Origin of the sequence: Pseudomonas sp. PSB11, assembly GCF_014596605.1 — a bacterium.
Lineage (GTDB): Bacteria > Pseudomonadota > Gammaproteobacteria > Pseudomonadales > Pseudomonadaceae > Aquipseudomonas > Aquipseudomonas umsongensis.
The window spans coordinates 111556-126503 of sequence record NZ_NOIO01000004.1 but is presented as its reverse complement, the minus strand read 5'-3'; the positions used below and the strand labels follow the sequence as shown (position 1 = coordinate 126503).

17 protein-coding genes are annotated in these 14948 nt (G+C 54.0%); 5 read left to right on the top strand and 12 right to left on the bottom strand.

The window, feature by feature from the left end; all coding sequences use genetic code 11:
- Positions 1-662: 662 nt before the first annotated feature.
- The 7 genes from CGA21_RS07285 to CGA21_RS07265 form a co-directional block, all read right to left on the bottom strand.
- Entirely contained in the window at positions 663-980 is a 318-nt protein-coding gene (locus tag CGA21_RS07285; RefSeq protein ID WP_024075430.1) for a DUF3325 family protein, read from the bottom strand.
- 96 nt (positions 981-1076) lie between these two features.
- Positions 1077-1907: a PepSY-associated TM helix domain-containing protein gene (locus tag CGA21_RS07280; protein WP_196448527.1), complete on the bottom strand. Its 831-nt coding sequence runs from the start codon at positions 1905-1907 to the stop codon at positions 1077-1079.
- 11 nt (positions 1908-1918) lie between these two features.
- The gene (locus CGA21_RS30115) at positions 1919-2059 is read right to left on the bottom strand and encodes a PepSY domain-containing protein (RefSeq protein WP_196448528.1); all 141 of its coding nucleotides are present in this window, start codon (positions 2057-2059) and stop codon (positions 1919-1921) included.
- Positions 2046-2435, bottom strand: coding sequence for a PepSY-associated TM helix domain-containing protein (locus CGA21_RS29895; RefSeq protein ID WP_090515957.1), 390 nt, complete (start codon positions 2433-2435; stop codon positions 2046-2048). The genes CGA21_RS30115 and CGA21_RS29895 overlap by 14 nt, the downstream gene beginning before the upstream one ends.
- Positions 2436-2713: 278 nt before the next feature.
- Positions 2714-2872, bottom strand: a complete 159-nt coding sequence (locus CGA21_RS07275; RefSeq protein WP_023628987.1) for a TonB-dependent receptor — start codon at positions 2870-2872, stop codon at positions 2714-2716.
- Between the two features lie 1462 nt (positions 2873-4334).
- Entirely contained in the window at positions 4335-5195 is an 861-nt protein-coding gene (locus CGA21_RS07270; RefSeq protein WP_024075431.1) for a TniB family NTP-binding protein, read from the bottom strand.
- Positions 5192-7009, bottom strand: coding sequence for a Mu transposase C-terminal domain-containing protein (locus CGA21_RS07265; RefSeq protein WP_024075432.1), 1818 nt, complete (start codon positions 7007-7009; stop codon positions 5192-5194). The genes CGA21_RS07270 and CGA21_RS07265 overlap by 4 nt, the downstream gene beginning before the upstream one ends.
- 329 nt (positions 7010-7338) lie before the next feature.
- Between CGA21_RS07265 and CGA21_RS07260 the strand changes: the two genes are divergently transcribed.
- The 5 genes from CGA21_RS07260 to grxC all read left to right on the top strand — a co-directional run bounded on the left by CGA21_RS07260 (position 7339) and on the right by grxC (position 9580).
- Positions 7339-7599: a hypothetical protein gene (locus CGA21_RS07260; protein WP_146235737.1), complete on the top strand. Its 261-nt coding sequence runs from the start codon at positions 7339-7341 to the stop codon at positions 7597-7599.
- Positions 7600-7765: 166 nt separating this feature from the next.
- Entirely contained in the window at positions 7766-8233 is a 468-nt protein-coding gene (gene cynS / locus CGA21_RS07255) for a cyanase (RefSeq protein WP_110750117.1), read from the top strand.
- 104 nt (positions 8234-8337) lie between these two features.
- A complete protein-coding gene (locus CGA21_RS07250; protein WP_188263871.1) occupies positions 8338-8586 on the top strand; it encodes a DUF2790 domain-containing protein in 249 nt (82 codons plus the stop codon).
- A 37-nt stretch (positions 8587-8623) separates the two neighbouring features.
- Positions 8624-9286 carry a carbonic anhydrase gene (locus CGA21_RS07245; protein ID WP_188263870.1) on the top strand — a complete coding sequence of 221 codons (663 nt, stop codon included), beginning with the start codon at positions 8624-8626 and terminating at the stop codon, positions 9284-9286.
- Between the two features lie 30 nt (positions 9287-9316).
- Complete coding sequence (grxC, locus tag CGA21_RS07240; RefSeq protein WP_110750122.1) at positions 9317-9580, top strand: glutaredoxin 3; 264 nt, start codon at positions 9317-9319, stop codon at positions 9578-9580.
- 17 nt (positions 9581-9597) lie between these two features.
- Here grxC and CGA21_RS07235 read toward each other — a convergent pair whose 3' ends face one another.
- The 5 genes from CGA21_RS07235 to CGA21_RS07215 all read right to left on the bottom strand — a co-directional run bounded on the left by CGA21_RS07235 (position 9598) and on the right by CGA21_RS07215 (position 14855).
- Complete coding sequence (locus CGA21_RS07235; protein WP_188263869.1) at positions 9598-11670, bottom strand: pyridoxamine 5'-phosphate oxidase family protein; 2073 nt, start codon at positions 11668-11670, stop codon at positions 9598-9600.
- Between the two features lie 65 nt (positions 11671-11735).
- On the bottom strand, positions 11736-12026 hold the full coding sequence (locus tag CGA21_RS07230) for a glutathione binding-like protein (RefSeq protein WP_188263868.1): 291 nt from the start codon (positions 12024-12026) through the stop codon (positions 11736-11738).
- A gap of 151 nt (positions 12027-12177) precedes the next feature.
- Positions 12178-12801, bottom strand: a complete 624-nt coding sequence (locus tag CGA21_RS07225; RefSeq protein WP_110750126.1) for a DJ-1/PfpI family protein — start codon at positions 12799-12801, stop codon at positions 12178-12180.
- A gap of 222 nt (positions 12802-13023) precedes the next feature.
- Positions 13024-13935, bottom strand: coding sequence for a LysR family transcriptional regulator (locus CGA21_RS07220; RefSeq protein ID WP_188263867.1), 912 nt, complete (start codon positions 13933-13935; stop codon positions 13024-13026).
- Positions 13935-14855, bottom strand: a complete 921-nt coding sequence (locus tag CGA21_RS07215; protein WP_110750129.1) for a LysR substrate-binding domain-containing protein — start codon at positions 14853-14855, stop codon at positions 13935-13937. The genes CGA21_RS07220 and CGA21_RS07215 overlap by 1 nt, the downstream gene beginning before the upstream one ends.
- Positions 14856-14948 lie beyond the last annotated feature (93 nt).

Sequence of the window (14948 nt, the reverse complement as noted above, 5' to 3'; positions counted from 1 at the left end):
GGCAAGGCTACTCCCCAAGGGACCTTCGGCAGGCGTTCCATGCTGTTCCGGAGGGCCTGTGCACATGCGATGTCTAACCCTTCGAGGGCGCCTGAGATAGCGACACGCCGACCATCTGCTCTTGATATGGGAAGTGTTCGGTACCGCCGTTCTGAATGGTAAGGTGTGATGTCGGCCATTTTGCCGCAGGGAACAGGGTATTGAACGGAACATTCTTTCCCGATTGCGGCGGGTGCTCCAGCAGGCAGATCTGCCCAAGGGACGCTCTGACGCCTACGAACACTTTTCACCGTAACAGTGATCCTACTGTCGGGCTAAATACCTCTAGCTTCCGCAAACGGCCAGAAGCGGACGGTACAACCCGGATTGCGACTTCAACACAGTTCCTGCCAGAATGTCGTTCGGCTCGACCTGCATCGCGTCTAGCGCCTTTAAACGTTGGGGGCGGGTGTTAGCCGGAAACGAACCGAGGTCAGCCAACTGTTGCCGACGCTAGAGCGCAAATACGTTGGTAAGAGTTCGCGTCGCTCGATCCTGCAAGCATCCCACAACGAGGTGACATGGGATGGTCGGCGTATCCAGTGTGAACAAGCTCGCCCGGTTTGAGGTGAGCAGTACGATCGGATCAACCACAATGTTGCAGATACAGAAGCCGCGCACTCTTATCGAGTGCGCAGAAATAACGGGCAAAACAGGCGCAGCAGCCCCAGCCGGTAGCTCAGCGTTATGGCCGTTGCTACGGCGGCGACCGGCAACAGGGTGAGCCAGACCAGCACCGCCATCGACGGATGGTCAGCCTTGAAGCAGCACACAGCCGATACCATCAGCGCCAGCCAGCCCAGGCTGCGTAGATAGTCCGGCGCAACCTCGTCGGCGCTGAACACCTGGCGCCAGTGCGCCGGCAGGGACAACGCCAACCAACTGGTCGCCAAGCCCATGCTGGCGGCGGCACCCAGCAACCACAGACCTGCATTACTCATAGGCCACCCCACCGATGCGAGTCCGGTCCGCGACCTCAACCGGCCTTGCCAGACGACGCGCGGTGAGTAGCGCTATCAGCGCGCAGGCCAACAGGCTCAGATCGACGCCGGCCACGGCCCAGTAGGGTTCAAGCAGCATCCTTTTGACCAGGTGGTCCCCCGTGGTGATCCAGTTGAGCAGCACCGCAGCGACGCAGAGCAGCGCCAGGCCGGATTGTGCCGCGCCTGGGCCACTGGTGCACTACGCAACAGCGCATGCAGCAAACTCAGCAGCCAGGCACCCCAGAACACCCACTTTTCCCATTCGCCACGGCCAGGCATGGGCTCAGGCAGCAGCCGGTTGGCCGCCAGCATGGCGACCGCTGCCAGCAGCATGCCGGTAACCGTGGTGACTGCCATGGCGTCAACCAACCGACAGCCCTGCAGCCCGAGTCGGGCGTGCTCCTGCTTGCGTATCTCGACGAAGAACACAAAACCGCTGGCGATGCACACACAGCCGAGCAGACCGCCCGCCACGTACAGCCAGCGCAGCGCCCAGTGTTCGAAGTGCTGCAGGTGCAAGCCGGTGAGAAATTGATTGACGGAACCAACCGGGTCACTCGGCGGGTCGTTGCGCAGTAGCTCGCCGGTACTGGCCTTGAAGTGAATGCCCTCCCCGACCAGCGCCACACGATCACTGCCGGCGCGGTAGATGCTGACGTAGCCGTTGGCGTCATTTAGATGCTCGATAGTCAGCAGCCCGACCTCTCCCGGCATATCGCGCGTAGCCCAGATGCGCTTGGCCTCGGCCACCATGGCATTGGCGGAGGCCATCTTCGCGGGCACACCGGCCTCATCATGGGGCAAGCCGGTATGCGCCGCCTCGATCACCTCATGCCGATTATGCAGCGGTTTGAGCAAGGTCCCGGAGACCGGGAAGTAGTACATCGACGCGAAGATCACCAACCGGTGAAGGCAAAAAAGAAGTGGAACGGCAACGCCACCACGCCAGTCATGTTATGCAGGTCCAGCGCGCTGCGCTGGGTCCGCTTGCGCGGACGGAAGGTGAAAAACTCCTTGAAGATCTTACGATTGATCATCCGCTGGGTCCTTTGGCTGGTTGGGGATACCAAACTCGCCACCAATGCTCAGCACGGGATCTCGGTGGGTGGTGTAGGCATAGAGCGAGACCATGGGCATGGTTTCCGGCGCCGGCAGGTCGCCGATTACCCGCCCTTTGGTTGCCGCCATATCCACCGGATGCGGTTTGAGATCGGCAAATACCTGTTTCAGCAGGTTGTTGTAGGACGGCATAGGCTGCGGCTCGAAGCGCGTATCGGGGATCGCCCAACGATCGATCTCGCGGTCGAACACCGACAGTGCACCGAAAAAGAAGACGACCATCAGCACGAAGCCCAGCACCAAACCGAACCAGGTGTGTACCCAGGCCATGGATTGGCGAAAGTTGTTCAGCATGGCTCTGCTCCTATCCGATGATCATGCGCTGCAGCTGCCAGGCAACAGCCAGCATCAAGACGCTGCCGAGCGCCAGTACCATCGAGACCCGCCACAGACTGGCTGCGGAAACAGCGCGAGATACAGGACGAAGGCCAGCATCATCATCGCCTGCTCGGCGGCATGGTAATCGACCCCAACCCCATTCAGCGCCGCCACGCCCTAGACGAATGCATAGCAGCCGAAGATCGCGGCCAGAACACGAGATACCACCACAACAGGAGCCATTACTGACAGGCTCACCAGCTGTAGCTCAGCTTGGCGGTGAGTTCTCGGCCCGGATTGTAGTAATCCGCAGTTCCGGAGCCCACGACATGCTGCTCATCCAAAAGATTACTGACATTGACCGCCAGATCCGTGTCCTTGGCAATCTGGTAATTGAAGGCTGCATCAAACAAGGTCGTCGCCTCGCTCTCGCCGGTGTCATTGAAATACCTTGAACTGAACCGTCAGCCCAAGCGAAAGAGCAGGATTGCGCTGTTCTGGAAATCCAGCCAAGCTCTTCTGAGGAAACGAATAGCTGCGGAGTCGTGGGTATGCCGTTCTCTCCAAAGCAGCCATCGCTTAGCACCCAAGCATGCAAAAAGATCAGCATAGACGCTCGCAGGTATGACGCAGGAGGGGCAAGGCGCAAATATATAAACTGCTTTATATCAATAATATACAGGTCTTATGTCCTGATTTTCCTTAATCTCGGCATAATCCTTACATTAACTAGCAGGAAATTAAATGTTAAAAGCCCTGCGTGCATCTAGCATGTGGAGTTTTTCTCCTTGCAGCCAGCCGGCAACGATAGGCATGCGCATTTAATAGCTCATTGTGAGTATCCGAATAGACGCTTGCCAAGGACACCATCTTGAACATACGAATGTTCTTGAAGTTGAAGATGGCGATCTAGCAACGGAAAATCTTTCCTAGGGAAACCCCCTAAAAAACGGTACAAGGTTTCATAGCCTGCCCTGTTGATATATGGAAAAATCGCTGCCTTATGCAGGTCTCTTGGGATCAGCATCCCGCCCCTTCTTTTCTCACACAGTTTAGTAAATATCAAAAACCTTGAGTAGGGGATAATCTCCAGTAGTGATGCGGTTAAGACCAAACTACCAAATCTACTTGATGGATCGGCCGTGGACGCCCCCAATAATATACTCTGCTCAAAAGAGCTTGCGTCGGGTGCTCGTGCATCTTTCCTCGTTTGCAAGTGGATTCTAGCGATTCCGCCTCTACTACCACGAAAGGGACATTGAAGGAAAATATTGAATAGCCTATAAAATAAATCGTGCAATGTAGGTTGTTGATTGTCTCTACTGATCAGAGCATGCTCAATCTTTGTGAAGGTACTTGAGCAAAAACGAAAGAATAGAGTTTCCTCTATGGAGGCATTGTTTGATATCGAATTGCAGCTTTGGACAAACGCATCCCATGCCCTTGAGTAACGCGGTGTATCAACTAGTCTCACCAACTCTCGATCATGGGCAGCGCAGACACAAGAATAAATGTAACACCAGTCCTTCCGCCATATAGGCAAACGACCATTCGCCACATCATCGCGTAAGCAATCAGGGCAAAAAAAACGGCGATACCTCCATTCGACTAATTTATCGCCTCGAAGGCAAAAAAAATTTCGTAATAGTTCAGGGGTAATGTCCCCGGCTACACAACTTAATCGCTGGCTGGCGGATAAGAATTCTGAGTCTGGGTCCGAATATTTGATCTCCACACCCTCCCACCAATACGCTGGGCGTTCTGTTGATGATAATCGAGGGAAGCCAGCGGCGTTTGGATTAATGCTGCATCGAAACAACCAAGATGAAAGTGTTTCTTCAGAACTTGGTGTTGGCAAGCCAGAGAAACTCACTACTAATAGCCCCAAGGATTCTTGTTTGCTCGCCGCAGCATATCAACATCCACCTTCTCCCCCCCCATTTTTATGGCATAACAGGCAGCCGCCCTTATCAATTCGAGTGTTTTGTCCATGCGCCCATTCGACATAGATAAAATAGTGCCTACCATCTCCTCAGAGTACAAATGTGATGGCTGTTTTAGCGGTAGGGACTCCTCTACCTCCAAGAGGAATGACCTGAACTCCTCACTCTCTATCCAGTCATCAAGAGCAACTTCGTGAAAACGTCTCTTAAATTCATAATTGGATTTAAGTGCGTTGCGCGCACTAGCAGTGCCAAAGCAAAATAGTTTCAATCCATATTCAGGGCCGAGCAGCTTTTTAAGAATAGACATGTTAAAACGCTGCTCTTGCTTCGAGCGTAGCAGTGCATCATGAAACTCGTCGATCACCAGCCCCCAAATTTGCCTCAGCCTAATAACCTCTCTAATCTCGCTTGGCAGGTCAGAGCTACTTCGGCGACTTGAGCCAGAGCCAACTGGTATTCCGAGCGCTAAAGCTATCTCATCTTTAAGGCTTTTTTTGGTATCTATTTCTGGGGATGCAGCCAAGGAGACAAAAATCAACCCTGCACTCCTTTTTACATGGTTTGGAATCTTAGATATTATAGCCGTCTTTCCAGAGCCACCTGGGCCAACCACAAGCAAAGCAGGCGCACTCATACGATCTGGTACATCCGCGATATTATTCATCATGCGAAAAACAGCTGCACTAGAGTTATTGTTCACCCATATTTCTTGATGAATTAAGGCTATTCGCGTATCAATATTAGAAGACAAATATTTTCTGATGTCCGACCGGACGTGCTCATCACTCATGACTCATCCCCAGGTCGAAATTTTTTTGGAGAGGCTGAATAATTTGGCTTGATATGTTCCCTGTCAGCGTTAAAGCTACTACTTCTAGGATTTGGATTTGCCTCAGTATAGACTTTTTCAGCGGCCTCTCGGCGTCTTTCCTTCTGCGTTAACTTTTTACTTTCCTCTTCAATTTTTTGCTTCCCTCTGTAGGCTTTTAACCCGCCATCACTATCTATGGCTCCGATGCGGACTGGGTGACGATAGAGCTTGCCGGCACGATATTCCTCATAGGTAGGAGCCTCAACGGTTACGTCAGACAGGTGTATTGGGCAAAATTGGCCATCCAATTTCACCCATACAACATTCATATCGTACGGGTCATATTTGACTATGACATTTCTAGTCCCCACATGAGACCCCAATATAGGATCCCAATAAACTTGGCCATGCAAATTAATGCCACCAGGATTAATTTTTCGGTCTTCTTGAGGCATGAACCAAATCTTTAATTGCTCGGAATTCAAGCCTGCCGGGGGGTAAGGAAGCCCTCCGTTGGGCGCGAAATAGTTTGTCCACGCTTGTCGCGGGCTACACTTTAATGCGCTATGAACTGTTGAGTGATAGACAACTACTTCGCGAGAGAACCAGCGAAAAAAATCAGAGAAGGTCATGGTTGCATTTCTTTCGCTGTTAAGTCCTCTGCGCGCAACAGAATTTGACATTGTAGTCCCCGGCAAGAAATGCACCTTAGTAGTCATGAACGTGCCTATCAGCCGTTCAACATGACCGCCAAAATGTTTTCTTCCTACAGGTCGGTATTCGGGGGAAATCCCAAAAGATTCACACCCTACTTTAAATTTTGGGCTGGTGAACTCTGCGGCATTGTCCATATGAAGGACTTCAGGCTTTCCATAGTAGGGGTAGTCTTCTGGATCCAAGCCAACACTTGCCGAAAAGTTTACTTTAGGAAGGACAGAATGACTAAGAGCGCAAGCCACTGAAACAGTAGACGGGACGTAAAGGCTAAGATAGTAACCAAGAATAACCCTGGTATAGACATCAATTACAATTGTCAGCCACGGGCGTCCAATAATATTTATGCGATCATCAGCCAACAGAATTATATCGACGAGGGTGTGATCCATCTGTACCCATTGCAGCGGCCTTTCAAGATTTTTTTTACCCGGGCGAGCTGAAAATTCTTGCGTCGCGGCATCAGGACCTTCTTTAATTCTCATTCTTGTTTTTTCTGAGAGGATTAAGCGTACACGCCTCAATACCGTATCTTTGGAAGGGCATGAAAAACCTTGCTCCTTACATGCAACATCCACCTCGCTCCACACTTTGCTGTAGCTGGCTCCTTTCGACTTGAATTTTTTAGCAGCCTTGAAAATTATGACCTCAACCGACTCATCCAGTCTCGTAACGCCTTTCTTGACACCCCGTGTCTGCGCAATTAAAGATAGTGGGCCTACGTCAGCGTCAAAAATTTTAGCCAAACGATAGAAGTAACTCTTTGATACACCCAGTAAAGAACAGTACTTAGTGACTACCCCTCCCTCAACCTTCCACTTTCTGATAATTTCAAAACGCTCAGCTGCCAATGAAAGTTGATCAACGGTGTAATCATTGACATTCAAACCCTCCCCATGATCACTACCATTAATTGCCGTAACACTAGGGATTCGCTGAATGTCGCGCGCCGACACCAGTATTACTTCACCAGAGTCGACAATTGTTACCCTTATCGTTTTGTCACTAAATACCTGTTTGACTTTCGCAACTTTTCCCTTGGCGACAATGAGTTCCCCAGGGGTTAGCTGATTTGCCATGGATGTACTCTCCACAACGCTAATCTAGGCGAAGTCTGCCGAGCGGCGACTTACATCAGTCTCTATCAACGATCGAAATTGGCTGCCGAACACGATACGACGTCACGTTCAAAAAATAGACTATTGCTAGCTTTTCTGCCGCGTCAGTCTATTTTTTAAAAGTTAATCAAGGTATGTGATTGATTATTAGAGATAAATGATATTCTTTTTTTTGATCGGGCATCACAGATTAAACCCGTGATTCGACAAACCCGGCTCTGACGTCCACTCCTGTTCAATCGCGCCAGGCTAAAGCACTGCCCAACAGTGCCAGGCACAGGGCCGTACTGATGGATTCGGTAAGCGATTCCGGTATCGAGCTTTATCGCCTCGTCTTCCTCAAGCAACGCAATCCGTCGTCGACCAGCACGAATATCCAATCCGCCTTTAAGCGCCACCACCAGTTTGGTTTCCCGACGATGCAACAACGGCAAGTTGTGCGCATGCAGAGGCAAGACAAAACGCATGGCTGCGCCCGCCCCTCAGATGCTTGCCTCGGCTACATCAATCCAAACCGGATATCCGTTGGGAATCAACAGCAGCGCCTCTGAGTTTTCAACGTTCATGAGCACTTCGAAATGCATCTATAGGTAGGACTTATGCGAAGGATTGTATATCGGTCTTGGACGCTATCGAGATAACCGCAGAAGATTGCTTCACACCCAAGCAAAACCAACCTAGTAACGCCAACCAAGCAAACCCGATAGGAGAAACACCATGCAACAGTCCCACGCTTACAACGACACCAGCCTTGAGCTGACCGCGAAAATTCTGGACGCCAAAGCTCGCAAGAACCTGTCCTTTGAAGACGTGACCAAAGGCACCGGCCTCGGCCTGGCTTATGTCACCGCCGCCCTGCTCGGTCAGCACCCGCTGCCTGAAGCTGCTGCCAAAGTGATCGGTGAAAAACTGGATCTGGACGCCGACTCGGTTGCCCGCCTGCAAGTCATCCCGCTGCGCGGCAGCCTGTCGGGTGTCCCGACGGATCCAACCATCTACCGCTTCTACGAAATGATCCAGATCTACGGCACCACCCTGAAAGCTCTGGTTCACGAACAGTTCGGTGACGGCATTATCAGCGCCATCAACTTCAAACTGGACATGAAGAAAGTCGAAGACCCAGAAGGCGGTCACCGTGCGGTGATCACCCTCGATGGCAAGTTCCTGCCACTGCGTCCTTTCTAAGGATGCAACCGGACCTGTAAATCGGCCCGCAGCCTTGCGGGCCTGCTTCAACAAAGTTCTTAACCCTTTTCTATCAATCACCACATTTGAATGGAGGAATCGTCATGAAAAAAATTCTGTTTCTCGCCCTGGCCCTGACGGCTTCGCTGTCAGCCTACGCACAGGAAGCTGTTGTAGCACCTGAGGCCGTTCCATATGCGTATGGCATGCACCTGGATGTCGCCAAAGTCATTCACATCACCCCGACGGCTGATGTCTGTGGCCCGACGCCAGTGCAAATGACTTACCGCGATTTGCACGGTGAAATCCACATCCTGGAATACAACGTGATCGGTAGCGGCTGTACCAACTAATTGTCACTCACTCAGCACTCAATGAAAGGTAAACATCATGAAAGCGCTCATCGAAGGTTTTTTGAAGTTCCAAAAAGAGGCATTTCCGCAACGCACTGACCTGTTCAAACACTTGGCCACCACGCAACATCCAGGCACGTTGTTCATCACCTGCTCCGACAGCCGTGTTGTACCGGAATTGCTGACGCAGCAAGAGCCTGGCGAACTGTTCGTGATCCGTAACGCTGGCAACATCGTGCCGTCCTACAGCCCGCATTCCGGTGGTGTGTCGGCCACAGTCGAATACGCCGTCGCCGTACTGGGCGTGACCGATATCGTGATCTGCGGCCATTCCGATTGCGGTGCCATGACCGCTGTCGCCAAGTGCAAGTGCATGGATCACCTGCCTGCGGTCGCCGGCTGGTTGCAACATGCCGAGTCGGCGAAAGTCATCAATGAATTGCGTTCTCACGCCAGTGAAGCCGCCAAAGTCAGTTCCATGGTGCGTGAAAACGTCATCGCCCAGCTGGCCAATATTCAGACTCATCCAAGCGTGCGCCTGGCTCAGGAAAAAGGCCTGGTGAATCTGCATGGCTGGGTCTACGACATCGGGACCGGTTCAATCGACGCCCTGGATGCCGACAACAAGACCTTTAAGTCACTGGTCAAGCATCCGAACACCGTTGCCGTTCATGCCCGTCCAGCAAAAGCTGTTGCCTAAATCAGCCTCTGATTTTCAGGAGTACTCAACATGATTGAAGTCACTATGTACACCACCACGACCTGCCCGTACTGCCGTAGTGCCAAGCGCTTGCTTGATGCCAAAGGGATTGCGTACAAGGAAAACGATGTACGCTCAGCCGACGTGAAGAACGAAATGGTCAGCCGAAGCGGTCGCCGTACCGTCCCGCAGATCTTTTTCGGAAACTGGCACGTTGGCGGCTTCGATGACTTGGCTCAACTTGAAAGCGAAGGCGGCATCGACAAAGTACTCAATCCGCGCATGGCGGGATGAGCACCGATGACGCCAGCTCACAAATCCAGCACCAAGGGGGCGTCGCCCTCCTTGGCTTGCGCTGGCACCGCACAGCAAATCAGCACCTCCCCTTCGGCCGGCATCTCGGCCGGCATGTTCAGATAATGCACTTGGCCACTGACCAATCGGGTCCGGCATGTACCGCACGATCCGCCCCGGCAACTGAAGTCCGGATTCAAGCCACGGCTCTCGGCCAGTTCCAGTAAACTCCCGCCACCCGGCTCCCAACGAGCTTCCTTCGCCGATGCCGAAAACAGCACCTTGACCGGGCTGCTTGCCGCGGGCATCTGCTCGACCTCCGGGGTTAAATGATCCCGTTGGCGAACCAGGGTCGAAGGACCGAAAGTCTCCGCGTGGATACGATCATCGCCAATACGCAACTGACGTAGACCGTCGTACAGCGCCTGGGTAAAGGCACCAGGGCCACACAGGTAAAAGTCGTAATCGTCCAGGGGCAGCAATGCCTTGAGCAAATCGACATCCACACGCCCCGCCACCTCAAAATCCTCACCCACGCGAGCATCAGTTTCCGGCTGACTGAGTAGTCGCAGCGCACGAATTTTATCCTTGGCACGGGTCGCCAGTTCGTAGAGCTCATCGCGAAACCCGAGTTCACTCAGGCTGCGCGCACTTTGGATGAACCAGGTCGGTCGAGTGCGACGGATACGTTCGCCTTCATAAATCACTTCACGCAGCATGGACAGCAGTGGGGTCACGCCCACGCCCGCGGCCAGCAAAACCAACGGTCGACATTCATCGGCTTGGACCGTGAAGCGCCCTTGAGGGGCACGGGCTTCAACCAGATCCCCTACCTGAACGCGATCGTGCAGGTGCGACGAGATGAGTCCGTCACGCTTGACGCTGATGCGGAAAAAACTGTCCGACGGCGCACTCGACAGGCTGTAGGTTCTAACCAGAGGTGCCTGTCCTTCAGCAAGGCAAAAGCGCACCGGCAGATGCTGGCCAGCCTCGAACCGCGGTATGCCCGCGCCATCGGCCGGTTCAAAATAGAAGGAGCGAATGGAGCTGCTCTCGTCAACGATCCGCGTCACCCTCAGCGGTCGCCATTGATCGCGCAGGATATCGGCTTGCAATCGGCCCTCAGCTTGCTCCCAACTGCCCGTCATCAGGCTGTTAGGCGAAAAACCTTCAAACTGCCAACGGAGGGCCAACACAGCCTGACGTCGGACCACCTGTTCCACAGTCAGCGTCCAGAGTCGCTCGGCCCCCTGAAAGGCAGCAATCTGCGGACCCTCGAGAATAATCTCGGTACGCCCGCTGACTTGCAGCATGTCGCCTGTTTCAAAATCGATGAACACCAGCCCAGCGCGCGGGTTAAGCACGAAATTACCCAAGGTGTTGAAGTGCAGGTTGCCAGCAAAATCGGGAATGGTCAGCACGTTGCCTTCGATCCTGACGAAACCTGAATTGCCCCCCCGGTGAGAAACGTCCACCGAGCGCCGGGATGCATCGCCATCCAGGTCGACATAGCTGGCGATGAAAAAGGTATCGGCCTTGCTGATGGTCGACGTTGCGGCGTCATCCAGTTCACTGAGACATTCGGCTGCTACGTTTGCTGAAGTGTGGCCAAGGCTGACCGGATCAACGCCTCGCAACTGAATGTATTGCGGGCAGTTGCCGAAAGCGTGCACCACAGAAACGGTAAAACCGCCTGACGAGGCGGTACTGATGTTGCCGTTCATGCGATTGCGCCTTCGGGTCTTCAGGTCAATACCCAGCAGTCCCACCGCAGCGCCCTGCTTAAGGGCAGCCCGAACCGGATCACCCTCGGCGGGCAGTCGGTCGAGTTGCAGCATTCGCGGATCGGGAGAATGGATGAAGCCAGTGGGGCCTTCGATCAACGTGGCCCAAGGCATCCCTTGTTCATCGACCGCACCCACCACCAGGTAAGGCAACTGGTTGTAAAACAATCGATGCTGATCAGGCATGAAGTCACGCACGACCTTGCGTCCGAATATCTCCATTTGATCGGCGACGCCGACGCTTTCCTGCAATTCACGCTCACCCGCATGCCAAGGGGATGCTCCTGGCGCGTCCGACTGACTCATGATCACCTCTACGCATTCGTAAACAGGTGCCCTTCACCCGCCGCCCGGCGGGGGGAGCGACCCCGCTATGGAAGCCCATAAAGCTTTTTTCTGTCTTGATCAGTTTGACCAGATGGACGAATTTGCTCCCCTTTAGCGTAGGCCCGAACCACTGCTGGGCGCCTGCTGATTCTCTCTAGCCAAGCAGCGACGTTAGGATAACCATCGAGCATCATTCCTTGCTTGTCATGTTGCAGCACCCAAGGATAGATCGCCATATCGGCAATGGAATACTCGCCGGCGACGTAAGGTCGTTCGCTCAATTTCTGCTCCAGGACGCCATATAAACGTTCGGTCTCTTTACTGATCCGTGCCACGGCGAGCGGCACATGTAATCGACAGCATTGGAAAGACTGAACATTGCGTTACCTTTTTCGGCAGCAAATGAAAACCTAGGCCACATAGTCGTCAGTGCTCAGCACTTCGGCGTACCCTTGATAAAGAGTCGATCGGAGTTGGTGGAACATTTCAGGGCACTTGCGGCGTTTCGTACCAACCACGGTCGGGGGTGGCAAAGCGCATCTTCTTGCGGATGAAAGCGGCATTTTCGACGCTGGTTATTTTTTCGAGCAGTACGAATGCAACTTCGGTGGCAGTGCCCGGCCCGCTTGAAGTGATGATCTGGTCATCGACAACCACGGGGCGATCGACAAAGCGTGCACCGGTTTCCAACAGTTGGTTTTTCCGCTTGCCGCCCTCCTGGTGGTAGGTCGTGGCGTTCCTGTCACGCAGCACGCCGGCCACGCCCAGGCACACGGAAGACACGCAAACGCTCGCAACGGGTTTATCGGCTTCGACGAAATGCCGGATGGTTGCCAGGAAGGGTTCGCTCAAGGCTTCCTCGTAAAAACCCGACGGTTCAAAACCACCCGGCAGTGCCAAGGCATCGAAGCTGCTCAAGTCCAGTTCGCTCAATAAAAAACTCGGATTGAGCGTGAGACCGAAGGTAGTCACGATCTTTCTGCGAAGGCCGGCGTTGACCAGCTCCACAGGGTGATCACCCAGCAGGTTGGCCCAGCCAAGCACATCGGTAAAAGCGGCCATTTCCAGAGGCTCTACGCCGTTGGCCAGTAACATAAGCACGCGTTTCATCGGTCATGAACCTCTGCTGTACAGCATGGAAAAGTATGTGTGCTTATGCTCCGCCTTAACCGTGATGTAGAGAACGACCACAAAATACAATCCACTATTTCGCTCACTGAAATGCCCAAACGGCATGGAACGGCGTGGTCAAGATTCTGGAAAAAGACGACTACCCGGTGATGGCGGCTTCCAACCCGCAGTGAGCTCCGATGTTGCGTGCGCTGCAAGCGTTCAAAGAAAATCCGGCTGCATGGCCGGATGCTCGCGCAGGCCGCCAACGATGTGGTCAACAAAACTGCGCACCCGCATCGAGGCCTTGCGCCCTTCGCGGTACACCACGTGCACCGGCAGCGCCGGTAACTCATAGGTTTGCAATACACGCCGCAATCGCCCGGTGTTCAAATACTCGTACAACGGATAGCTCAGACAACGGGTAATGCCGGCGCCATAAGCGGCTGCATCGATGGCCGCCTGTACCGTCGCGCAACTGATCCGTGCCCGGGCTTTTAAGTGATTCACCTCACCGTCGTGTTGGAAGTCCCACTGGACCCTGTCTCGATAAGCATGGGTGGCGACCAGTCGATGTTTTTGCAAATCCTCAGGTACGCCGGGCTCACCGTGAGTAGCCAGATAAGCAGGGCTGCTGCATACCATCGAGCTTACATAGCCCACCTGTCGTGCGATCAATGAGGAACTTGGTAGATGGCCGACCAGCACCGCCACATCGATGCCCTCTTCATTCATGTTCGGAAAACGATCATGGTATTGCGCGAAGACTTTTACCTCAGGATAAAGACACATGTAGTCCGTCAGAATCGAGGTCATGACATAACGGCTGAACAGCAAAGGCATCAGCACCGTGAGATTGCCTTGGGCCTGAACGTGCAAGCCCCTGGCCGAAGCCTCTGCGTCTTCGATGGCTGCGAGAAGGCGTGAACAATCGGCCATGAAACCGGCGCCGGCCTCGGTCAGCGACACCCCACGGGTGCTTCGAATTAACAGAGGCACGCCAAGACGTTGCTCCAGCCGTGCAATGGCGCGAACGACCGTAGGTCCGGACACACCCAGGCGAAGGGCCGCAGCAGCCAGACTGGGACGCTCCGATAACGCTGCGAACATCAGCATTTCATGATAGCGATCCATCAGTTGGAACCCTTCACCACAGCCTTGAGCGCCGAGTCCTTGCCGAGTCGATCCGCGAGAAAATCCACGAAGGTACGAACCTTTGCCGGTATGCGGGTGCTCTTGAGGTAGACCACTTGAATGGGCAGCGCCGGTGGTTCGAAGTCCTCCAGCACCAGTTCCAGTTCGCCAGCCGCCACTTGGCTGGCCACCTGATAGGACAACACCCGCGTGACACCCCAGCCCAGGCTGGCGATATTGATCGCGGCCTGATTGGCGGTGACCACCAATCGCGGTTCAAATCGAAAGCTCAGGGCGTTGCCGTCGTTGACGAATTGCCAGTCGCTCAGCAAATGGCTGGCCGAAGACATGACAATGTTGGCGTTACTGAGTTCACCGGGATGACGCGGCCTGCCGTAGCGTTCGAAATAATCGGGGGTACCGCAGATCACCTGACGTACTTCGCCGACTTTTATGGCGTGCTGATTAGTCTCACGCAAGTGGCCGATGCGTATCGCCACGTCGATACCCTCGTCCGTCATGTTCACGACACGATCCACCAGCAAGGCATTGAGGTGCACCGAAGGAAACTGGTCCACGTAGTCGGCCAGCAGCGGCGCGATGTACAACTCGCCAAACAGCACCGACGCGGTCACGGTCAAATGCCCGCACGGTATCGAGTAACTACCGGCAGCCGCCTCCTCCGCCTCGTCGATATCACTGAGGATACGCCGACAATCCTCGAGATAGCGTTGACCCGCTTCGGTGAGATGAAGGCTGCGAGTGGTTCGAGAAAGCAGCTGTGTGCCGATTCGCTCTTCCATCGCGGCGATGGCACGGGTCACGCTGGGGGGAGAGATATTCAACAGGCGAGCGGCGGCGGCAAAGCCTTCTTCCTCGGCTACTGCCATGAATATCTGCATTTCTTGAAAACGATCCATAGGCGCCCCTGTCTTGATGAGAGGACAGCGAGGTATCTGGCCGCTTGAGCGGGAAGACCTGATTGCCAGTATCGTCGGCTACAGCGACTTTGG

What these genes read in the sequence shown, in the direction of transcription:
- grxC (WP_110750122.1), top strand. Translation starts at nt 9,317, where the DNA reads ATGATTGAAGTCACTATGTACACCACCACGACCTGCCCGTACTGCCGT.
- CGA21_RS07250 (WP_188263871.1), top strand. Translation starts at nt 8,338, where the DNA reads ATGAAAAAAATTCTGTTTCTCGCCCTGGCCCTGACGGCTTCGCTGTCA.
- cynS (WP_110750117.1), top strand. Translation starts at nt 7,766, where the DNA reads ATGCAACAGTCCCACGCTTACAACGACACCAGCCTTGAGCTGACCGCG.
- CGA21_RS07265 (WP_024075432.1), bottom strand. Translation starts at nt 7,009, where the DNA reads ATGGCAAATCAGCTAACCCCTGGGGAACTCATTGTCGCCAAGGGAAAA.
- CGA21_RS07260 (WP_146235737.1), top strand. Translation starts at nt 7,339, where the DNA reads ATGGATTCGGTAAGCGATTCCGGTATCGAGCTTTATCGCCTCGTCTTC.
- CGA21_RS30115 (WP_196448528.1), bottom strand. Translation starts at nt 2,059, where the DNA reads ATGATCAATCGTAAGATCTTCAAGGAGTTTTTCACCTTCCGTCCGCGC.
- CGA21_RS07245 (WP_188263870.1), top strand. Translation starts at nt 8,624, where the DNA reads ATGAAAGCGCTCATCGAAGGTTTTTTGAAGTTCCAAAAAGAGGCATTT.
- CGA21_RS07215 (WP_110750129.1), bottom strand. Translation starts at nt 14,855, where the DNA reads ATGGATCGTTTTCAAGAAATGCAGATATTCATGGCAGTAGCCGAGGAA.
- CGA21_RS07220 (WP_188263867.1), bottom strand. Translation starts at nt 13,935, where the DNA reads ATGGATCGCTATCATGAAATGCTGATGTTCGCAGCGTTATCGGAGCGT.
- CGA21_RS07270 (WP_024075431.1), bottom strand. Translation starts at nt 5,195, where the DNA reads ATGAGTGATGAGCACGTCCGGTCGGACATCAGAAAATATTTGTCTTCT.
- CGA21_RS07235 (WP_188263869.1), bottom strand. Translation starts at nt 11,670, where the DNA reads ATGAGTCAGTCGGACGCGCCAGGAGCATCCCCTTGGCATGCGGGTGAG.
- CGA21_RS07225 (WP_110750126.1), bottom strand. Translation starts at nt 12,801, where the DNA reads ATGAAACGCGTGCTTATGTTACTGGCCAACGGCGTAGAGCCTCTGGAA.
- CGA21_RS07285 (WP_024075430.1), bottom strand. Translation starts at nt 980, where the DNA reads ATGAGTAATGCAGGTCTGTGGTTGCTGGGTGCCGCCGCCAGCATGGGC.
- CGA21_RS29895 (WP_090515957.1), bottom strand. Translation starts at nt 2,435, where the DNA reads ATGCTGAACAACTTTCGCCAATCCATGGCCTGGGTACACACCTGGTTC.
- CGA21_RS07280 (WP_196448527.1), bottom strand. Translation starts at nt 1,907, where the DNA reads ATGTACTACTTCCCGGTCTCCGGGACCTTGCTCAAACCGCTGCATAAT.